Here is a 20,458-nt window from a genome sequence, read left to right as displayed (position 1 = left end):
AGTGCTGATACCAGTATGATTTCTAAATTGTAATAATTAGATACAAAAATCACATTCAAGATCACGCTAGAGTGATGAATTTCCTATGGTAAATTTAATGAAATAACGTAGGCTATAGTACTGAGAGAGCTGTATGCATTCAAATAATAATACCACTTACCAATCATCAAAAATTAGTCACTAATAAACTAAATTTATGGTTTAGTAATATACAGTTGATAATATCAATAAATAAAATTAAATATGCTATGTAAGAAAACGAACCAAGATCATTTACTTACTGCAATGGAGATATAAACATGATTACGTTTACCGTCAACGGTGAAATTCGTAAATTTGCGGGTGACCCAACAACGCCTGTACTTTGGTATTTAAGAGATGAGTTACAATTAACTGGACCTAAATTTGGCTGTGGCATGGCGCAATGTGGTGCATGTACTGTTCATATTAACGGTGTTGCGCAACGCTCGTGCGTATTGCCTGTTTCCGCAGTTTCAGGTAGTAAAATCACTACTATTGAAGGTTTAAGTGAAGACGGTGAACATCCAGTGCAACAAGCTTGGGTAGAACACAAAGTTCCTCAATGTGGTTTTTGTCAATGTGGTCAAATGATGCAAGCTGCTAGTTTGCTTGCAACTAATCCTACGCCAACTGATGATGAAATTGTGCAAAGCATGTCAGGTAATATTTGTCGATGTGGTACTTATCCTCGCATCCATAAAGCGATCAAATCTGCGGCTAAATCAATGGCAGGTGTTGCTTATTATGTTCCTGAAAAAGCAGGAGAAGAAGTATGAGCCAATATTTTGATTTAACGCGTCGTAATTTTTTAAAATCTAGTGCTGCCGTTGGTGCTTTAGTTCTTGGTACATGTTTTACAGGAGCAGCACCTAGAGTAATGGCTGGGGTACTTGAGAAGCCATCTGAATTAGCAAAAAGAGCTAATTTATTTGTTGCTTTACGTCCTGATGGAATAGTTGAAATTACTTGTCATCGTTCTGAAATGGGTCAACAAATCCGCACTGCAATTGCACAAATTGTAGCTGATGAAATGGAAGCGTCTTGGGACAAAGTTGTTGTTATTCAAGGTAAAGGCGATCTTAAATACGGTGACCAAAATACCGATGGTTCACGCAGTATTCGTTACAATATGCAGCGTCTACGTGAAATGGGTGCAAGTGTTCGTCATCTTATGCGACAAGCAGCAGCAACGCGTTGGGGTGTATCTATAGATTCATGTTCAGCAGTGCAGCACATAGTTACTCATACATCAGGTAAAACCCTAACTTATGCTGAGTTGGTAAATGATGCATTAAACATCACACCACCAGAAACAGATAAAATCTCGCTTAAAAAACGTAGCGAGTGGCGTTACATTAATACCGCTATGGAACATATCGATTTAAAAGATATCGTAACAGGAAAAGCAACGTTTGCGGCTGATGTGCAAGAGCCTAAAGCGCTTATTGCAATGATTGTTCGTCCTCCAGTTGTTGGTGGTAAAGTTAAAAGCTTTGACGCAAAAGCCGCTAAAGCAATTGAAGGCGTGGTAGACGTAGTAGAAATCCCAGCTCCACAAGGCGCACCTTTGTTTCAGCCTAAAGGTGGTATTGCCATCGTTGCTAATAATACTTGGGCAGCAATGCAAGGCCGCAAAGCATTAACTGTAATATGGGATGACGGTAAAAACGGCGATTATAATTCAGAAGTGTTTAAGGAAAGTTTACTTGCCAAAGTATCTGCATCACAGAGATCTATTCGAGAGATAGGCGATGCTGAAAGTATTTTAGCCAAAGCCAGCGATAAATTAGTGGCTGATTATTATGCACCGCATTTAGCTCAAGCACCAATGGAGCCACCTTGTGCTACAGCAATGTATTACAAAGACCGAGTAGATGTTTGGGCTGCGACGCAAAATCCCCAAGCCGATATGACAACAGTCGGTGCCATGGTTGGCATGCCAAAAGAACAAATTAACGTTCACGTTACTATGTTAGGTGGCGGTTTTGGCCGAAAGTCTAAACCTGATTTTTCTGCCGAAGCAGCTTACATTTCAATGAAAACAGGTAAAGCGATCCGTGTTCAATGGACTCGTGAAGACGATATACAACATGGTTTCTACCATGCCGTTTCAGCACAACACATCGAAGCGTCATTAGATAAAAATGGTGCAATAGAAGCGTATTTACATCGTACTGCGTTTTCACCTATTGTATCTACTTTCCAAGAGGGTGCTACTACTCCTGCTGGCTTTGAGTTACGTTTAGGTTTTACTGATAACCCAATTAATACACCTAACATGAAGTTAGAAAATGGTGAAGCTCCTGCTAAAGCAAGAATAGGTTGGATGCGTTCGGTTTCTAATATTTTTCATGCCTTTGCTATTCAGTCATTTATTGCTGAAGCAGCACATAAAGCAGGACGAGATCAAAAAGATTACTTATTAGAAACTATTGGTCCTGACCGTATATTAGATGTGACAGAAGAAAATGCTGAATATGATAATTACGGCGGAGATAAAGCAGTTTACCCGTTAGACATTAGTCGGTTGCGTAATGCTATTGAAAAAGTAGCTGAAATGAGTAAGTGGGGTAGAAAACTTCCTAAAGGTCGAGGTATGGGAATAGCCGCACATAGAAGCTTCTTAAGTTACGTAGCTACAGTGGTTGAAGTAGAGGTTTCAGAAAAAGGTGACCTTAAAATTATTAAATCATGGGCGACCATTGATGCTGGAACAGTAGTAAATACTGATACCGTGAAAAATCAAATACAAGGTGGTTCTATTTACGGAATTACAGCTGCAATTAGTGAAGGTATTACTTTTGATAATGGTCGTGTACAACAAAGTAATTTTCACGACTACCGCGTACCGCGTATGAATGATTGCCCGCTAGAAATAGACGTGGAAATTATTGAAAGTGATGCTCCACCAGCAGGTGTTGGTGAACCAGGTACTCCTGTTTATGCTCCTGCATTATGTAATGCAATATTCGCCGCATGTGGTAAACGTATTAGACAGTTGCCGATTGGAAATCAGCTAAGAGCTTAAACGCTATTAGTAAAACCGCTTACAGAGCTTAATATAAAGCATGTAAGCGGTTTTTTTGTATCTTATATTTGGTGCTTGGTTTAGTTCTAGCTTTCTTTAAGTGTAGGTAAAGCCTTATTTAAGGGTTAGCTATAAATTTAAATAATTAACTAATAACACTATGATTTTTGTCTATTCATACACATTCTAATAATGTAAATCACTTACACAGTACCAATCATTACATTAAATAAGCGGACAATTAAAATGAAAAAACTAGCTTTACAGCACGGACTCGATTGGCTAATCGCTACCTTTGCAGCCATCGCCATATTGGCAGTATTGCAAACATTTATTATCGGCAAACACTTTATTATTCCAACCATCATACTGATCATCTCTGTATTTTTAGGAAACTTAGCTTGGTACGGATTCAAACAAGTAAAATGGGCGCAATACCTAAACTTTTGGTGTGGTTTTATTCTTACCAATCATTGTTTTTATGCTTTGTTTTGGGCAAAGAAATATCGCGAAATTCTAGGCAGCGCATTTGAACCTGTAGCTGTTGTAGTTACATTATTGCTACTCGCCTTAACCTGGTTTTACGCCAGTAAAAATGAGTTGTTTAAACGTAATTAATAACAGGACTGTTTTATCAAAGTTTAGATTCTAAAAACACTAAATTATTAGTGTTTTTTTATGTCTGCAGTTTAACGATATAAGAGAAAGTAGGGGCTTTAACGATTTCAATACATAAAATGTTTATTACTTAAAAACTAAAATCAGATAAATGAATTGTTTATAAAGAATTCATTTATCTGCTTGTAATTACTGCCTAAATAAACGATTCTCTGTAATAAGTTTTTAATGCTTGCCTAACTTCACTTACTTAAGTTTCATATGGATATGACAAACCTTCTTTTTATATGCAGTAAAAATCAATGGCGTAGCCCTACAGCCGAACACATCTTTAAAAAGCATCCAAACCTGAACGTAAGATCTGCAGGAACAAGTTCAAGTGCTAGAAAAACAGTAAACGTGAAAGACATTGAATGGTCTGACACGATTTTTGTAATGGAAGAACATCATAAAAGCCGACTTAAATCTGAGTTCACCAACTTACTCAAATATAAAAACATCCAAGTGCTCGATATTCCAGACGACTATCAATACATGGATGCAGAACTCGTCGAAATTTTAGAGCAATCAATTAGTGCTTATTTACAGATAGCTGGAATTACATAAAGTAAAACCTTAACGAATTGCTTTAACGAGGATTAAGAATCAAATGGATTTATCGCCTTACCTTAATATGATGTTCAGTGCTGTTTGGTACTTAATACCTTTTTTTATATTGATTATTATTATCAAGTCAGCTTGGTTCAAAGGTGTTCTTGGAGAGTGGCAAGTTAACTTACTTATTAAGTTTTTCTTGAATAAAAGCGCATATCATTTAATTAAAAACGTAACGCTACCCACGTTTAGTGATAACAATAATCAAGAGCAACCCACAAGTACAACCCAAATAGACCATATCATTGTATCTCAATACGGCATTTTTGTTATTGAAACAAAAAATATGAAAGGTTGGATCTTTGGTAATGCAAATCAAAAGCAATGGACGCAACAAATATTCAAACACAAATCAAAATTTCAAAATCCACTGCACCAAAATTACAAACACACCAAAACGTTAACGGCTTGCTTGAATATCAGTAGCGAGTTTATCCATTCAGTCATTATTTTTATTGGCGACAGTACCTTTAAAACCGAAATGCCAGAAAATGTAAGGTTTGCACGCGGAGGAATTGAATATATTAAAAGTAAAGCTGACATTGTTTTTACTACAGAAGACGTTACCAGCATTATTGAACAAATTGAAAGTGGCAGACTAGCGCGAGGTTTTACCACTAACCGCGAACACGTAAAACACGTTAAAGAAATTGAAATTGTAAAAGAGAAAATAAAAAGCCAGTTATGCTCAAAGTGCGGATCTGAAATGGTATTGCGTAAAGCGACTAAAGGTAAGAACGCAGGTAATGAGTTTTGGGGATGCAGTTCGTTTCCAAAATGTAGGAATGTAGTAACCATTATTTAATGATTTTTACTTATATTGGTAGCGAAAAAATAAGATTACTGAATAACTTCCACATTCCCCGTATAATCCCTGAATTATCTTTAAAACGATCAACAGACCCAATCAAGGTATTCAATTCAGTATGACTGAGCAAAATAAACATCCCGAAATAGCTGTTACACAGATTCATTCAACTGAAGAGAATACTACAGATTCATCGAGCGCAACTTCACCAGATTTAAATACGTCAAACTTTACTGAAGCGGCTCCACAGTTTTCTTCTACAAATGAAGATATCAATATTAATACTGATGTTGTGACTTATGTTGAAAGTGATAGTTCTGAAAATGATGGTGCGCCTAAGATTGTGCTCGCGACCCTTAACGCTCGATATTTTCATACCAGTTTTGGTTTACGTTATTTATACGCAAATTTAAAAGAGTTGCAGACTAGCTGTGAGATTCAAGAGTTTATTATTCAAACGCGCGCTATTGATATTGTTGAGCAAATTTTAGCGTCTAAACCAACTATTGTTGGTTTTGGTGTTTATATTTGGAACATAGTTGAAACCACTGATGTTGTGAGCTTATTAAAAGTTATCGCACCTGAAATTAAAGTGGTGTTGGGTGGTCCAGAAGTTAGTTATGAAACTGAAGAGCAACTCATTGTTAAGTATTCTGATTATGTTTTAACAGGTCCTGCAGATATTAGTTTTTATGAGTTGTGTAAAGACATTATCAATAAAACGCCGCCTGAGAAAAAAGTATTAAAATCTAAACCCGTTGGGCTAGAAGAAATTGCTTTGCCTTATGAATATTACACCGATGAAGATTTAACCAATCGTTTGCTTTATGTAGAGGCGTCGCGTGGTTGTCCATTTAAGTGTGAGTTTTGTTTATCGTCTTTAGATAAAACATCTACGCCATTTGAACTAGAATTATTTTTAGAGCAAATGGAAATTTTGTATGAGCGGGGCGCTCGTAACTTTAAGTTTATTGATAGAACCTTTAATTTAAACATCAAAACTACGATGCAAATTATGCAGTTTTTCTTAGACAGAATGACTGACGATCTTTATCTACATTTTGAAGTTGTGCCTGATCATCTTCCTAGAAAACTAAAGGAGTTGTTAGCGCAGTTTCCTGAAGGTAGTTTGCAATTTGAAATTGGTATTCAAACCTTTAACGTTGAAGTGCAAAAAAATATTAGTCGTAAGCAGAACAATGCTAAGTCTAAAGAGAACTTAATTTGGTTAAAAGATCATACTTCTGCGCATATTCATGCTGATCTCATTTTTGGTTTACCTGGTGAAACCTTCGATACGTTTAAAGACAGCTTTAATCAGCTTTATCATTGCCGACCTCATGAAATTCAAATGGGTATTTTAAAACGTTTGAAAGGCAGCCCAATTATCAGGCATACCGAAGCGTTCGACTTGCGTTTTAATCCGTTACCACCGTTTAATATTTTAAGTACTGACCGCGTTAGTTTTCCAACTATGCAGCGTATTAATCGCTTTGCTCGCTATTGGGATATGATAGGTAACTCAGGACGTTTCAAATACTCGTTACCACATATATTGTCGGATGAACCGTTTGATGATTTTATGGCAATTACTGAATGGATTTTTAACAAAACAGGGCAGATACATAAGATTAACTTGAAGAAGTTGTTCGAGTTGATTTCGCAATCGGTTGAAGCTTTATATCCTGAAAAACATGAGCTAGTGCTTGAAAAAATTGAGCAAGATTATGAAGCGGCTAAGTTAAAGAGTTTGTTCAGTAGTCTTAACCTTTATGCGATTGAGAAACCTGAGTTGGTCGTTAAAAATAAATCATTACAACGTCAACAAAGGCATATGAGCTAAATGTTTTAGAACGAGATAAACCAGATTAAACAAGAAACGACTTTAACGAGTCGTTTTTTATTGGGAAATATTTATTAGCAATTCCAACGAGCTGTATTTGTCCTTAACAGATAATGCTATTTCAGCTTTCCACCATGAACTATTGAAATCACTATTAACGGCGAGGTTAGGTTTTTGTTACTGAATACTGCTCAAAGACTCGGTTAAAAAGGTTCGCTTTGATACCAGCCTGTGTGAAAACTATTTCAAAGTTGAGTAATTGGATAATATCAACGGGAAAAGGCTCCGTAGATTAAATTCTGTAGTACCTTTTAAAGTAAAACTAACTGTTAATTCGCGTAGCATCACATAATAATTTTACTCTGGGAATTTTCACACAGCCTGATACGATAACGGATGTTAGCCTTAGCTTATCTAACAACAAGTGATCCGACACAGTCGAGATTAATGATTATTCAATAGTATTTTTTGATTATGTAATATTACCGTAATTGGCTTATAATGAAATAATGACATTTACGATGTTAACCTAAATGATGTTATTGGAGCTAAAAATGGCACTAGTAAGAAGTAATGAATTATGCGTCAAGCACCCAGGAATAATCTTTGCTGAAAGAATATTAGAAAGGCATAAAATTTCACAGACTGATGCAGCGAAGTATTTACACATGAGCCGAAAGCAAGTGTCTTTATTTACCAATGGTAGAGTGCCTGTTTCTGTTTCATTAGCAAAAAAACTTGAAATATCAACAGGGATTAGTGCTGGTTTTTGGCTGAACGTTCAAAAATATTACGATTTACATATAGCACGTAATGAAGTTGTAGAAGCAGAGCCTCTTTATGCACTGAGGTGCCGTTAGTAACTCAAAAGCTAATGCCCTCTCTTTACTAACGAGAGAAGTCTCTAATACCCGCTAGCTAATGTTAACAAAGATACGAAAGCGGACATTTAGCGTCATGAAAATAAGTGCTAAACGTCCAAGTTAATTATAGTTATTTTCTATCTGAGATAGGAAATTAGTCAACTTCCTGCTCTCCCATGTCTTTAGGGGGCTACTTATTATTAAAAAGGATGAACCTTTTTATCCATATCAAATATGTTTTTTCAGTTTGAATTGAATAATGACATGTTCTCAATACCGCTCGAATAGATCCCAAAAATGGTGAATGTCCCATTTTGTAACTCCTATGCTTATTATTTTTATTAGCGTTAACTAATACGTGTTACTGAGACGTATTAGTTAACACATAATATTTATTAAGTTATAGTAAGGTTATGATTTATGGTGATAAAATTTCTATTGTTATGATGTAATTACTGAGACTTCTTAGTAATAATCAATAGAGATAAAATAAAGATATATTCTTATTTATAACGTGTTGAAATTATGAAATATTAAATGATAAATATATTTTGTCGAAGCTTTGGGGTTACTGAAACTTCTACATAATAAGCTTTTAGCCTGAATTGGGGGATCAATGAAATTATTTACCTTTTTGCTTGTTACTTTGATTTCATTCTCTGGTGTATGTGATGGAATAAAAGAAGGGATTAACGTAAACCTTCAATTATTAAATTGTCTTGATGACAAAATTCCAAATAGTAGCATTGAAGATCCAGAAGATAGGGATGCAAAGTCATTATTCTTGCTTCCAACTGTCATAGAAAATACGATGAAAAATGATTCAAGTAATGCATCAAAAAAACTGTTTGCACTCACTATGAAATATTGTGAGAAGGAAATACTATCTTTTAAAGAGTATTTTGATAAACAGGCTAACAAGTAAATCAACAAGGACTAAAACAGCGGGCTTTTCGCTCCGCTCCATTTTAGCCCACTATTTTTAGCCTGTTATTTGAGCGTTATAGAGACTCGGCATGAATATCGAAAAATCATCGGAAGGAATAATTTGGCTGGAGAGTAACAATGTCAAATTTCGAGTCAAGAAAGGAGGAACCAATGAAGTTACTGTTTGGGCTTCTATGGGCGGAATCGATTTAAGTACAACATTAGTCATATATGATTTTCTTAACCGCACTAAAGACGAAATCAATTTGGTACTAGAACCTGATAATAGTTGGGTGATTACCGGTTTTAAGGTAAAAAATGAACCATATAGATTAGTTGTAGGTGAAATGCTTTTATTTATTAATGAGTGGGATATTAACGTTAGTGAAACCAGTATTGACCGTAAAGTTATTGACGAAATTTGGTATTCAGTTTGAGGTGGGTAATGTCCCTATAATAAGTGACTATGGCTTCAATTTAGCTTAACGGACACTAGAACCTAATTTCTCTCTCTTTTATTCAATAACTATTAAAGTCATGAGACTGTATCTTTAAATAAAAAACGTATCGTCATCTTCAAGTTTTGAACTGTCGTAATCAACTCAAAAGTTAATGTCAGCTTCTGGCTAAGAGTCTAAGTATTCATTTTATTACTCTATGTTTAGATTTTACGCAAAATTATATTAATTTTTAGCAAACCTAATGATATTCAGTGATCACAGCAAATGTAATTATCCAATGAGCATAAAATATAACTTACAACATCTTAATTAACCTAACAATCAGAAGGTTTATATAAGCTCATAGATGAATATACTAATAAAATGGGTCGAGAAATATCTTTGTTGAAAATAAGTCCTTTCAGTTCACCGTCAGCCAACAACTCCTTGAATGCATCAGTACAATATATAGAAAGCCCACCTTGCAACTTAGATTTAAAAAGTAATTTATCGTTGATATCGTCTCTTTCAAAAACTAAACTTTTAAGTCCATTTTCAAAACCATCTAAGTAAGCTTTCTCAGTGAGAGATAAGTCTTCTTGTACAAATTCAAGAGGGTTAAATAAAAACAATTTCTCGCCATCAGTTCTTAGAGGGGAAAACTCTCCACAACTTTTAATAGCTTCATTAAGATAGCCGTAAGCTCTAGTGTTTAATACTAAAAGGTTGCCATAGAGGTTAACATCATAGTTTTGTTTTTTTGCCCTAACATTATGCTTACAATCGAAGCCGTATTCTGACAGTTCGAATAAAGTTTTATAACCTCTAGGAATTCCATCCATTACTGAGATAAGTACTTTATCAAAAGATTGGTTAGTTTTACTAACAATTTGCTTAGTCATGCTTACTATATCAAGGTCGATAATATCGTAAGTATTTGTTGGTTTTAATAATTTAAAAATATTCATAGACCTTTCCATAACTCATCCTTCTCCTCAAATATCTTACTAGGGGCTGTTGATCTTTCACATTGACAGCCAAATCATTGCGCACGCCAGTGCTAGCATACTCTCGAACTGTAATTTCAATTTATCATACCTTGTAGCTATAGAACGGAAATGTTTTAGCCTTGCAAATGCATTTTCAACTAAGTGCCTATATTTATACAAGCACCAATCAATATCACCATTACCTGTTTTTGAATTTTGCTTTCTCGGTATTATAGGGATTGAGTTGCGCTCTCGAACTTTATTTCTTATAGCTTCACTATCATAGCCTTTGTCTGCGATAACAAAATCACCTTGAGGTAATAATTCAATCAGCTCATTTGCCACTTTACTATCATGAACATCACCACCTGTAATAATAAATTCGATAGGCAAACCATAACTATCAACAGCTAAGTGAATTTTACTCGTATTACCCCCTCGACTTAACGCTATCGCTTGCTCTTGTTTAGATGCAGCACCTGTACTGTGTTGGTGTGCTTTAATATAGCTACCATCAATGAACTCCCACTCTACATCACTATTAGCGGATAACGATTTGAATAACCTCATCAATATTCCCTTTCTCGACCAAAGAAGGAACCTGCGATAAATGGTATTCCATAAACCAAAACACTCTGGTAAGTCACGCCATGGGCAGCCGACACGCAAGCGATATAAAATTCCTTCCATCGTTTGTCTGTGTTCAAGCTTGTTATAAACTCTATCTTCAAGCAAAATAGCTTTTAGCTTCGACCACAACTCATCAGTGAGCATTAATCGGGGCATGGTGATCTCGTAAGGTTTGTTTTTGGCGAAGTAAATTATACGAGATTACCGCTTACGTATAAAATTAAAACAAAGATCAACACCCCCTAGTAATAGTTTTAAAATCAAAGTTTTGTAATATTTATAATAACTTAAACCTGCACTGACAATTATTATTCAAACTATGAGTGATTAATAGGTAAAGTACGTGTCAGTTAGTACTCTTAGAATATGAACCATTGATGAATGATGGTTTCCAAATGAACGGGCTGACAATAACGGAAAGACAATCTATTTACTTAAACAACTTAGCAACTTTTCTTGCCAAATATCGTCAATTTTAGAACATATGATTTCTATACGGCTTTCATTACATTCAGTTAATTTACTTCCAACATTTATCTTGCTTTCAGTATCGTTTTTAAAAGCGATTAAGTCTATTTCAGTCAAGTTATATGCAAAGTTACCTTCGTTTGTTATAAAAACAGCTTTTAGGCGAGTAACATTTAAACTGGCGATAAAGTTATTTAACTTAGCACGGTCAAATATTTTATCCGCAGAAAAACGCCAGCCAATGCTTTGGAAACCTTCACCTTTATTGATCGCTTTAATAACACCTGATTTAGGTAGCGATTTTTCATTTAAGCTTTGATCATTTACAGTTTTTTCATTTAGAGGTGTAGTTACTATATCTTTAGCTAAATGGTCATTTCTATGCGAATTAGTGTGGTTATGAAGGTGTGTTTTGGCTTGGTTAATTCGAGAGTTAAGTTGACGTGTATATTGAGTTTTACCCGCAAGCAAACATATAGGTAATTCGCCATTCTCTATAAAAACAATATCTTCGAATTCTCTTGCTTCAGTATTTCCATAATCGATTAAGGCTTGCTTATCTTCAGCACGGTAAAGATCTGTTTTGCTTCCAACAATGGTATCGGCAATCAGTAGTTGCTGATTAAATATAACATGTTCGGTATAACGTTTATCTGCAAGGTTTCTGGCGTCAACTAAAGTGATGGTTTTCTCTAAGCTAAGCACATCTTGGTAATATTGGTTTGAAAGTACTTTTAGTACTTCGATTGGATGACCTAAACCTGTTGGCTCTATCAATAATCTATCGGGCTTGGCTGCTTTCAATAACTTATTTAGTGCTATTGGCATGGTGATACCAGACGAACAACACATGTAGCCGCCTGATACCTCTTGAATAAATACATTTTTACTATTTAAGGTCTGCGCTTCAAGCAAACTTCCGTCTACTCCTATCTCTCCAAACTCATTAACGAGTATTGCCCAGCGTTCATTTTCTGGTTTTTGCTTTAATAGATGCAAAATTGCAGATGTTTTACCCGCACCTAGAAAGCCAGTAATTATGTTAGTAGGTATTGAAGAGAGTTTTTTATTATTCATTTGATAAGTTTAACAGCAAGATAGCTTTAATCGTTACTTATTAACCATTATTGTTAATGGTGACACTTACAGTCGTCCGCTTTCTGACACAATTTAAAGTTTTTTACATGAGAGATAGCAATGATTATTGCGCCAATAACAGTAAGAGCCTTTTCACCTGTTTCTCCAAGTATACTGCCACCTAATGCAAAGGCTAGTAGTAAACAGCTTAATCCTAGAGCACCAATTAAAAATACAGAAATTTTAGCATGTTTCTTACAGCCTAATGCTAAAGAATAAATACTGCTTGGAATAACGGTAATTATCATCCAAAAGTGCATACTTTCAGACTCTAGACCTAAGGTAATAAAGCTAGGAATTAATACTGCCAAAATAGGAAATATTAAACAATGTGCAACACATAAGCTTGATATGGCAATGGCAAATTTATCAACAAGTTGTGAGTTTACGTTCATGGATTTAACCTGTGTTTTTTGTTAATGGCTGTTCGAACAAGTGGTAAGCATACGTTTGTGTATTTGTTGCTTTCTTTTCCGTTGGCTCAAGATTTTCAAGAGGTGTGATAATATAACACATAAGATTGTGATAATATAACACTTGTTGTGTTTTTCTTTATTTTTCATTTAATTGAATAAATAACTTGTATCGTAAAAGATGAGGAATATAATACCGCCAATCTTAGAGTGGGTTTATCTTCATGTGGCGTAAATTAACAATCTTATTGTTTTTATTAGTTCTAGCTAAAACAGCTAGTGCTTTGCCGATCTCTAAATTTTCTCATGACGATTGTTCAATCGCTCACAGTTCATCGCAAATAGAGTTTCAAACAAATCTTGCTTCTGATTTAGATATTGATTTCGACTCTAGTTTAGATACGGATGAACCTGAAGTTTTATATAACTTGCCAAGAACAACCAGACTTAACGCTTCGTTATTTTCTGTTGAAGTACAAAACACACCTGAATATGTATTAATTGTTGAGTTTTTCAAAATTAAACTTAACGCAGGTGTATTTAAGCATTTATCAAGCCCTCCTGTAATCACTCCATGGTTCGAGCAATTAAGCCATAGCAGTAATTCATCTCGACTTTCCGGTTGGAAAGACGGCAACTCTTTATATTCTTCTAGAACTACTTACCACAGTTAATTCATAAAATTTCGTTTATGCAAGTACACAGCTGTACTTTATAAACGTTCAAAATCAATGATGTAATTTTTTCCATACTGATGTTTACCATCAGTGACTTATCGTATTTTCGATCTATAAATCTAGCGTTTTAGCTGGGTTTTAATCGAGTTAAAGCTAGGCTCACGCTAATAAGTGAAGAGCTTTAGTTTCATATTTACAAAATACGGTGACATTTGATTTATACCAATTCCATTTCCTTATGATTTATTAAGGTGAATTGATGGGATTGAGATTAGAGATTTTATGATGAATTCACGTAACAAAAAGCACGTAAAACACACAAAATGGCAAAATATTGTCATTATATTCATATTGTTATTTATGATAGTTAGCGCTTTACCTAACTTATACTCTGATAAGTTAACGGTTAATTTAGTTAACAACAACAGCCAAGCTGAACAGGTATCTGCACAAGAAATTAATACCTTGCTAGCAAAGAACAACCTAGTGATTGACGAGATAAGAACATCTGCATCTACAACGTCTATCACGCTATCAAACGAAGCGGATCAAAAAGCCATTGAAAAGCTTTTAAGCACAGAGCTTAGCGATAGTTTTTCTATTGAAAGCGTTACTGAAAACACAGCGCCTACATGGTTGAAAATGTTACACGGACAACCAATAAAACTAGGTTTAGATTTAAGTGGTGGTGTGTTATTTGTACTTGATGTAGATACAGAACGCGCGCTATTCGATAAGTTAACAGGCATCGCTTTAGACGTTAAAACCTTAGCTATAGACAGTCGTATTCGTTTAAGCAAAGTAGCTCAGCCAGACAACAATTCCATCGTGATTAACTTCTCTTCTGCTAAGCAGTTAAGTGAAGGCACGTTATTGACTGAAATTAACAAAATGTACCCTGAATTAAATCAAAAGAAGCTTGATGATAACCAAGTTGTTTTAACGTATTCAGAAAAAGAACAAGTACTGTTTCGTCAAGAAACCATGAACCAAACCCTTAAAACCATGCGCGGTAGAATTGAAGAGTTAGGTATTACCGAAGCGGTAACTCAAAAGCAGGGTAAAAACAGAATTCGCATTGAATTACCCGGTGTACATGATCCTGAAGAAGCAAAAAGAATCATTGGTGCAACGGCTTCTTTAGACTTCTACCAACTAGCTGAAAACTCTAAAGCGGCTGGTATTATTCAAATGACAGATAAAAATGGGCAACGACTGCGCATGAACAGCCAAGTGGTGTTTTCTGGTAGCCACATTAAAAATGCACGTTCAGGCGTTGGCGAAATGGGTATGCCATTAGTTAATTTGACCTTAGATGATGTTGGCGGCAAGCAAATGTCTAACTTTTCTAAGAAGAATATTGGCATGCCAATGGTAACTGTTTTCTCTGAGTTTTATCGTGATGCTAACGATGTGATGGTAAAGAAAAGCAAGGTGATTAACGTTGCAACGATTCAGCAACACTTAGGTTCACAATTCAGCATTACTAATATGTCGAGCCCACAAGAAGCGCAAGAGTTAGCATTATTACTTCGCGCGGGTTCATTAACGGCTCCTGTAACAATTGTTGAGCAACGCAGTATTGAAGCTACTTTAGGTGCCGACAACATAGACAACGGTATTAAAGCATTAAGCATAGGCATAGGCATTACTTTAGTATTTATGTTTGTTTGGTATCGCAGTTTAGGTTTGATTGCTAACGTAGCTTTAGCTTTAAATTTGGTGAGTTTACTTGGGTTAATGTCTTTATTACCTGGCACAGTTTTAACACTTCCTGGGATTGCTGGTTTGGTGTTAACAGTCGGTATGGCGGTTGATACTAACGTACTTATTTTTGAAAGGATAAAAGAAGAGTTGAAACGCGGTCGTAAAGTACTTTCGGCTATCGAATACGGTTATAACAATGCTTTTTCAACGATTTTAGATGCAAACATTACCACTATGATCACAGGCATTATTTTATATGCCATTGGTTATGGAGCGGTAAAAGGTTTCGCCATTATTTTATGTTTAGGCATTTTAACCAGCATGTTTACAGGCGTATTTGTATCTAAAGCATTAACTAACTTTTCTATTCGTGAAAACAAGTCTCAGTTACTTGGAGTAAAACTATGAACAACTTCCTTTTAAAGCAAACAGAAACATTAAGTAAATTTCGTGTTATCAGCTTATATTTTGCCGCAGCGTTAGTTATTTTTTCTCTAGCAGGTGTATTTAGCAAAGGTTTGAATTTAGGTTTAGATTTTACTGGTGGCTACCTTACAGAGTTCACCACTCAAGAATCTTTAACTAAAGCAAACATGGAAACCTTATTAACTGACTATTTACCCGATACATTTGGCTTAGCTTCAGCCGAAAATGGTACCCATTGGAGCGTACAACAAGCCGATAACGATATTAGTTTAAAAGGTAAAACTTGGTTAACTGACTTTTCACAACAAAGTGGTTTAAACATTACACCGCAAGATTCTATCTACATTGGTAGCCAAGTAGGTGATGAGTTAATTGATCAAGGTGGGCTAGCTTTAATAACAGCTGTAATAGTTATATTACTTTATTTGTCGTTCAGGTTTGAATGGCGTTTAGCAGCAGGGTCGGTTATTGCTCTGTGTCATGATGTGATCGTAGTTCTAGGGTTATTCGCTTGGCTTGGTATTGAGTTTGATTTAACTATTGTCGCTAGTTTACTTGCGATTATTGGTTATTCATTAAATGACTCGATTATTGTTGGCGATAAAATTCGTGAAATTATGAAACGTAATTCAGGCGCTAGTATTGAACGTATTGTTAACTTAGCGATTAAGTCGACTATTGTAAGAACATTGATCACATCAGGTACAACTCTTGCGACTGTTATGGCGATATGGATATTTGCAGGGGAGTCGTTGTCAGGTTTTGCAATTTCATTGTTTACTGGGATTTTGATTGGTACTTTTTCATCAATTACCATTTCAGCAACCGTACCTCAATTAATCGGATTGTCTGCTGATTATTACAATAAAAAAGACGAAGAAATTTGTGCCTTACCTTAATCTGTTTGTCTTTTTTGTTGAATGGAGTGAATGGCGCGAGGGAAGTGAATGATAAATTTACGCTGGATTCAAATAATCGGTAAAAAATTTCTTTAATAAATAACTGGGCTTTTCTTTTTGATTAGCTCAGTAATTTATCTCTGTTTTTTCTCATATCTATTCTCATATCTACACTTACTTCTTACTCATACTTCAATTTTTACTCTGTTCAGATACGTCATATATCCCATATCCACTTTAAGATAAAAGCTTATTGCCTTGATAGATATGCTTATATCATAAGATTAACATTATTGTATTAATCACCAAGGTCATTATAAGTTTTGGTAAATCGAATTGGTAATGGCTTATTGAGTTGATCAGACCGAATTTGTTGTAAAGACTGATTGATTTTTTACTCTTTTATTTTGAAGTATTTAATCGACTCATTATCCTATCAAGGTATTACTCAATAAAACTCAAGTTATCGACATAATACTTTTATTATTATCACTTCAATTGCTGGTATTTTATTTTAATTACAAGCTGCTGATTATAAATACTAAAAATTAATTTGTTTAATTATTTATCATAGACTTTATGGTAACGGGTAACTTTTTTAAATTGTTTGATACATATAAAAAACTATTAAAGTCTAAATTAAATTCCATATCTGACTCTTGCATACAATTTTACCAATATTATTTATTTGGTAAATTTTATTTGATCTTTATTGTAAAGGTGCTAAGTTTTAAATGTTCGTTTTATCAACAAAAATAAAGTAATTGGTTAACCAATCGATAAGTTTTTATCATAAATGGATAACAATAATGCAAAAAAATAAGCAAACATTAACTAAAAAATTAGCATTGGGGATTTTAGTCGGCTCGTTAAGTGCCTGTGGTGGCGGTGGAGATGACGCAGTTGACCCTGTTGTTGATCCAGTAGTAGACCCAATTGTTCCAGCTGAGGTTACTAATGTAGCTGCAGTTATTTCAGGTGGTATGTCCGGAACAGCAACTGAAGATGTGATGATTGATACATCAGGTACATTATCTGTTGTAGACCCCGATTCAGGTGAAGATGCCTTTGTTGTTCAAACCGATATTCAAGGTGATTATGGTACTTTCTCAATAGATGCTTCTGGCGCATGGACTTATTCTTTAGATCATACCGATACAAATGTTCAGGCGTTAACAGCGGCTGATACTGTTACCGACACTTTCACAGTAACTACTGTAGATACAACTTCAGCCACAGTTACTATAACTATTACAGGTGCCGATGAAGTCGTAGTGGTTGTTCCGCCTCCAAGTAATAATGCAAATGGCTATTCTCAAGAGCAAGGTGGTAATAGCATAGATGGTTATACTGATGCTGTACCTGTTGTAAATTGTGATACGACTTATGATTCAATTAGCGCGCTAACAAGTGCTGCTTCAAACTCATTAGCTGCAGGTACAACTTTATGTTTAGCTGATGGTAATTACGATGATGATTTTGAGTTAGATTTTGGTGGTGTAGGGACTGCTGAAGCTAAAATTACTATTGCTGCAGAAAACCCTGGTCAAGCTGTTATCTCTAATAGCCAAGTAGACATAGTAATGAGTGGTGAGCATGTTGTGCTACAAGGTTTTGTATTTAGAGACGGAAGTGTCGACTTTAACTTAATTAAAACTTTTGGTAACAGCGTTCCATGTAACTTCTGTCGTATTACTGAAAATACTATTGTTGATATGGATGACGGTGTTAACGATACAGATGATTCTAAAAAGTGGTTTGAAATTTACGGTGCACATACACGATTCGATCATAACTGGATTTCAGGTAAAACATCTCGAGGTGCTTTACTTGTTGTAGACCGTTATTCAGATGGATGGAGTACGAGCATAGAAGCAGACTTTGAAGTAGATTACGCACAAATAGATTACAACTACTTTGGTGATCGTCCGCCAATTGAAGGTAAAGCTTATGCTGCTAGCTCAGACAATGAATATGAAGGTATTCGCATTGGTTTAAGTACTTCACATTCAGGTGATTCATTCTCTGTTGTAGAAAATAACTACTTTGAACGCATTCAAGGTGAAGCTGAAGTTATCTCTAACAAAGCAACCAACAACACTATTCGTAACAACACCGTACGCGATAGCTATGGCTCTATTGTAACTCGTCATGGTAACACTGCGACTATCAGTAATAACTTTGTATTAGGTGATGACCATCCATTTTCTGGTGGTATTCGTATTGTTGATGACAGTCATATAGTGACGAATAACTACATTCAGGGAGCTCGCTATTTAGCGTCTAACTGGAATGGTGGCATTGTGCTAACCACAGGTGATGGTTCTGGCGATAGTGAGAATGGTTATCAAGATGTTTCTAATGTTTTAGTTGCTAACAATACAATTGTTGATAGCGTAAATAGCTTGAATGTTTATGGTGGTAATGAAAATACAGCTCCAGACAGTGTTTATTTTATCAATAACATTATTGCAGATGCTGTTGGAGCGATTATTCGTAATGCCGATGAAATGCCAACCAACTCTATTTATGCAGGTAACTATGTAGATGGATTGGTGTTATCAGACGATGACGACGATGCAACAATATCTGGCTTCAATATGGTTGACGCTATGTTAGTTGCAGATAGCGATGGTATTTTTAGACCTAGCGCTTCAAGCCCATCATTAACTGCTGAAAGTAATGTGGCTATAGGAAGTTTCACTTTACCCACTATCGATATCGATGGACAAACACGTTCTGACACAACCACTTCAGGTGCTGATGAAGTATTAACAACAGACGCGACTCTAGCTTTATTAAGCTCTGCAGATGTTGGACCTAAAACGTATACAGCAACACCTGGTGAAGTTCATGTCGCTGTAGTTCCATTAGCAAACCATGACTTTGATTCAGGCGACTTTACTGGTTGGACTAATAATGGTGGTGTTATAGAAACGGATGCTGAAGAGATATTCTCTCGCGGAGCAAGCTTGAAATTAGACAGCAATGCAGCGAATGTAAGTCAATCAGTAAGTGTGACAGCTAACACGAACTACACCTTGTCTGCTTTTGTTAAAGGTACAGCAAAACTGTCTGCACTTGTGGGCGGTGTAACTTACTATAGCGATCAAGACTCAAGCAGCTATAAGTTTACCTCAGTAACATTTAACTCAGGTAGTGCAACCACTGCAGTTATAAGCGGTTCAGTAGATGATTTTGTACTTAACGAAGCGGTTTCAGATTCTGATTTAGTAGAATTTAAAGCGGGTGATGGAGAGTGGCAAACAATTGAAGGTACTAATGAAGGTGACGTTGGAGGGTCTAGTAACTCAGCTTCAGGCGCTGATGGTTCGGCTAAATTAGGTTACAACAAAGCAACGCACGACAATACTTCACCTGTACTATTTCAAGAAGTTGATGTTGATTTAAATACTAACTACGATTTTGAATTAGCTATGTTAGTTAAAAATGGTTCAAGCTCTTCAGTTACAGTTCGTATAGAAGGTGACTCAAGCATTATTCTAAACGACACGGTAGTGACTACCGCTGACCTAGTGGATACTGATTTAGACGATAGCTTTGAGTTGTTCTCGCTAAGCGGCTTGAATTCAGGTTCAAATGATTCAGCCACTATTTATATCACTTACAATGCACATACTATTATCGGAGATACTACGGTAGATTCAGATGGTAAGCTTTCAAGTGATGTTCAAAAAGCCAATGAATTGCGAATTGATAATGTTTCGTTCACATCGCAAGGTGCGCCTGCTAATGGTACCGAAGCTTACTTTGATAGTTTCCGTTTAGTATCACATGCGGATGCTCCAGACGGTTATTCAAGTAATGATCAACCTCAGTAAAAGCTCATCAATAATTAAAGCTTAACTTTTTAACTATATAAAGTTAGAGAAGAAGAGGAACCTACGGG

Annotated in this window: 18 protein-coding genes; 13 read left to right on the top strand and 5 right to left on the bottom strand. The window is 35.6% G+C overall.

Annotated features, from left to right (window positions below):
* Positions 1-299: 299 nt before the first annotated feature.
* From ACPUVN_RS07430 to ACPUVN_RS07400, 7 genes are all read left to right on the top strand, one after another.
* Positions 300-797: a (2Fe-2S)-binding protein gene (locus ACPUVN_RS07430; protein WP_426357228.1), complete on the top strand. Its 498-nt coding sequence runs from the start codon at positions 300-302 to the stop codon at positions 795-797.
* The gene (locus ACPUVN_RS07425; RefSeq protein WP_426370349.1) at positions 794-3,049 is read left to right on the top strand and encodes a molybdopterin cofactor-binding domain-containing protein; all 2,256 of its coding nucleotides are present in this window, start codon (positions 794-796) and stop codon (positions 3,047-3,049) included. The genes ACPUVN_RS07430 and ACPUVN_RS07425 overlap by 4 nt, the downstream gene beginning before the upstream one ends.
* A 246-nt stretch (positions 3,050-3,295) precedes the next feature.
* Complete coding sequence (locus tag ACPUVN_RS07420; protein ID WP_426370348.1) at positions 3,296-3,667, top strand: hypothetical protein; 372 nt, start codon at positions 3,296-3,298, stop codon at positions 3,665-3,667.
* A gap of 267 nt (positions 3,668-3,934) precedes the next feature.
* A complete protein-coding gene (locus ACPUVN_RS07415; protein ID WP_426370347.1) occupies positions 3,935-4,273 on the top strand; it encodes a low molecular weight protein tyrosine phosphatase family protein in 339 nt (112 codons plus the stop codon).
* A 43-nt stretch (positions 4,274-4,316) separates the two neighbouring features.
* Positions 4,317-5,126 carry an NERD domain-containing protein gene (locus tag ACPUVN_RS07410; RefSeq protein WP_426370346.1) on the top strand — a complete coding sequence of 270 codons (810 nt, stop codon included), beginning with the start codon at positions 4,317-4,319 and terminating at the stop codon, positions 5,124-5,126.
* Between the two features lie 121 nt (positions 5,127-5,247).
* On the top strand, positions 5,248-6,972 hold the full coding sequence (locus ACPUVN_RS07405; RefSeq protein WP_426370345.1) for a DUF4080 domain-containing protein: 1,725 nt from the start codon (positions 5,248-5,250) through the stop codon (positions 6,970-6,972).
* Positions 6,973-7,526: 554 nt separating this feature from the next.
* Positions 7,527-7,832 (top strand): HigA family addiction module antitoxin, encoded by a 306-nt coding sequence (locus tag ACPUVN_RS07400; protein ID WP_426370344.1) that lies wholly within the window; start codon positions 7,527-7,529, stop codon positions 7,830-7,832.
* Between the two features lie 193 nt (positions 7,833-8,025).
* Here ACPUVN_RS07400 and ACPUVN_RS07395 read toward each other — a convergent pair whose 3' ends face one another.
* The gene (locus tag ACPUVN_RS07395) at positions 8,026-8,148 is read right to left on the bottom strand and encodes a phage integrase N-terminal SAM-like domain-containing protein (protein WP_426370343.1); all 123 of its coding nucleotides are present in this window, start codon (positions 8,146-8,148) and stop codon (positions 8,026-8,028) included.
* A gap of 303 nt (positions 8,149-8,451) precedes the next feature.
* On the opposite strand from ACPUVN_RS07395, the gene ACPUVN_RS07390 reads away from it, so the two are divergent.
* Both ACPUVN_RS07390 and ACPUVN_RS07385 read left to right on the top strand, forming a co-directional pair.
* Positions 8,452-8,760, top strand: coding sequence for a hypothetical protein (locus tag ACPUVN_RS07390; RefSeq protein ID WP_426370342.1), 309 nt, complete (start codon positions 8,452-8,454; stop codon positions 8,758-8,760).
* A gap of 91 nt (positions 8,761-8,851) precedes the next feature.
* A complete protein-coding gene (locus ACPUVN_RS07385) occupies positions 8,852-9,199 on the top strand; it encodes a hypothetical protein (RefSeq protein WP_426370341.1) in 348 nt (115 codons plus the stop codon).
* 338 nt (positions 9,200-9,537) lie between these two features.
* Here ACPUVN_RS07385 and ACPUVN_RS07380 read toward each other — a convergent pair whose 3' ends face one another.
* The 4 genes from ACPUVN_RS07380 to ACPUVN_RS07365 all read right to left on the bottom strand — a co-directional run bounded on the left by ACPUVN_RS07380 (position 9,538) and on the right by ACPUVN_RS07365 (position 12,821).
* Positions 9,538-10,170: a hypothetical protein gene (locus ACPUVN_RS07380; protein ID WP_426370340.1), complete on the bottom strand. Its 633-nt coding sequence runs from the start codon at positions 10,168-10,170 to the stop codon at positions 9,538-9,540.
* A 57-nt stretch (positions 10,171-10,227) separates the two neighbouring features.
* Entirely contained in the window at positions 10,228-10,977 is a 750-nt protein-coding gene (locus ACPUVN_RS07375; RefSeq protein WP_426358621.1) for an IS5 family transposase, read from the bottom strand.
* 270 nt (positions 10,978-11,247) lie between these two features.
* Entirely contained in the window at positions 11,248-12,366 is a 1,119-nt protein-coding gene (locus ACPUVN_RS07370) for a CobW family GTP-binding protein (RefSeq protein WP_426370339.1), read from the bottom strand.
* 53 nt (positions 12,367-12,419) lie between these two features.
* The gene (locus ACPUVN_RS07365) at positions 12,420-12,821 is read right to left on the bottom strand and encodes a MerC domain-containing protein (protein WP_426370338.1); all 402 of its coding nucleotides are present in this window, start codon (positions 12,819-12,821) and stop codon (positions 12,420-12,422) included.
* Between the two features lie 242 nt (positions 12,822-13,063).
* Between ACPUVN_RS07365 and ACPUVN_RS07360 the strand changes: the two genes are divergently transcribed.
* The 4 genes from ACPUVN_RS07360 to ACPUVN_RS07345 all read left to right on the top strand — a co-directional run bounded on the left by ACPUVN_RS07360 (position 13,064) and on the right by ACPUVN_RS07345 (position 20,390).
* Positions 13,064-13,513 (top strand): hypothetical protein, encoded by a 450-nt coding sequence (locus ACPUVN_RS07360; protein ID WP_426370337.1) that lies wholly within the window; start codon positions 13,064-13,066, stop codon positions 13,511-13,513.
* A 288-nt stretch (positions 13,514-13,801) separates the two neighbouring features.
* On the top strand, positions 13,802-15,631 hold the full coding sequence (secD, locus tag ACPUVN_RS07355) for a protein translocase subunit SecD (protein WP_426370559.1): 1,830 nt from the start codon (positions 13,802-13,804) through the stop codon (positions 15,629-15,631).
* Positions 15,628-16,548 carry a protein translocase subunit SecF gene (gene secF, locus ACPUVN_RS07350; protein ID WP_426370336.1) on the top strand — a complete coding sequence of 307 codons (921 nt, stop codon included), beginning with the start codon at positions 15,628-15,630 and terminating at the stop codon, positions 16,546-16,548. Before secD ends, secF begins: the two co-directional genes overlap by 4 nt.
* A gap of 809 nt (positions 16,549-17,357) precedes the next feature.
* Positions 17,358-20,390, top strand: coding sequence for a chondroitinase-B domain-containing protein (locus tag ACPUVN_RS07345; RefSeq protein WP_426370335.1), 3,033 nt, complete (start codon positions 17,358-17,360; stop codon positions 20,388-20,390).
* The last annotated feature ends 68 nt before the right edge of the window (positions 20,391-20,458 follow it).

The organism is Pseudocolwellia antarctica (assembly GCF_049933045.1).
Lineage (GTDB): Bacteria > Pseudomonadota > Gammaproteobacteria > Enterobacterales > Alteromonadaceae > Pseudocolwellia.
The sequence above is the reverse complement of the archived record's forward strand: the minus strand, read 5'-3'. Positions and strand labels throughout refer to the sequence as shown.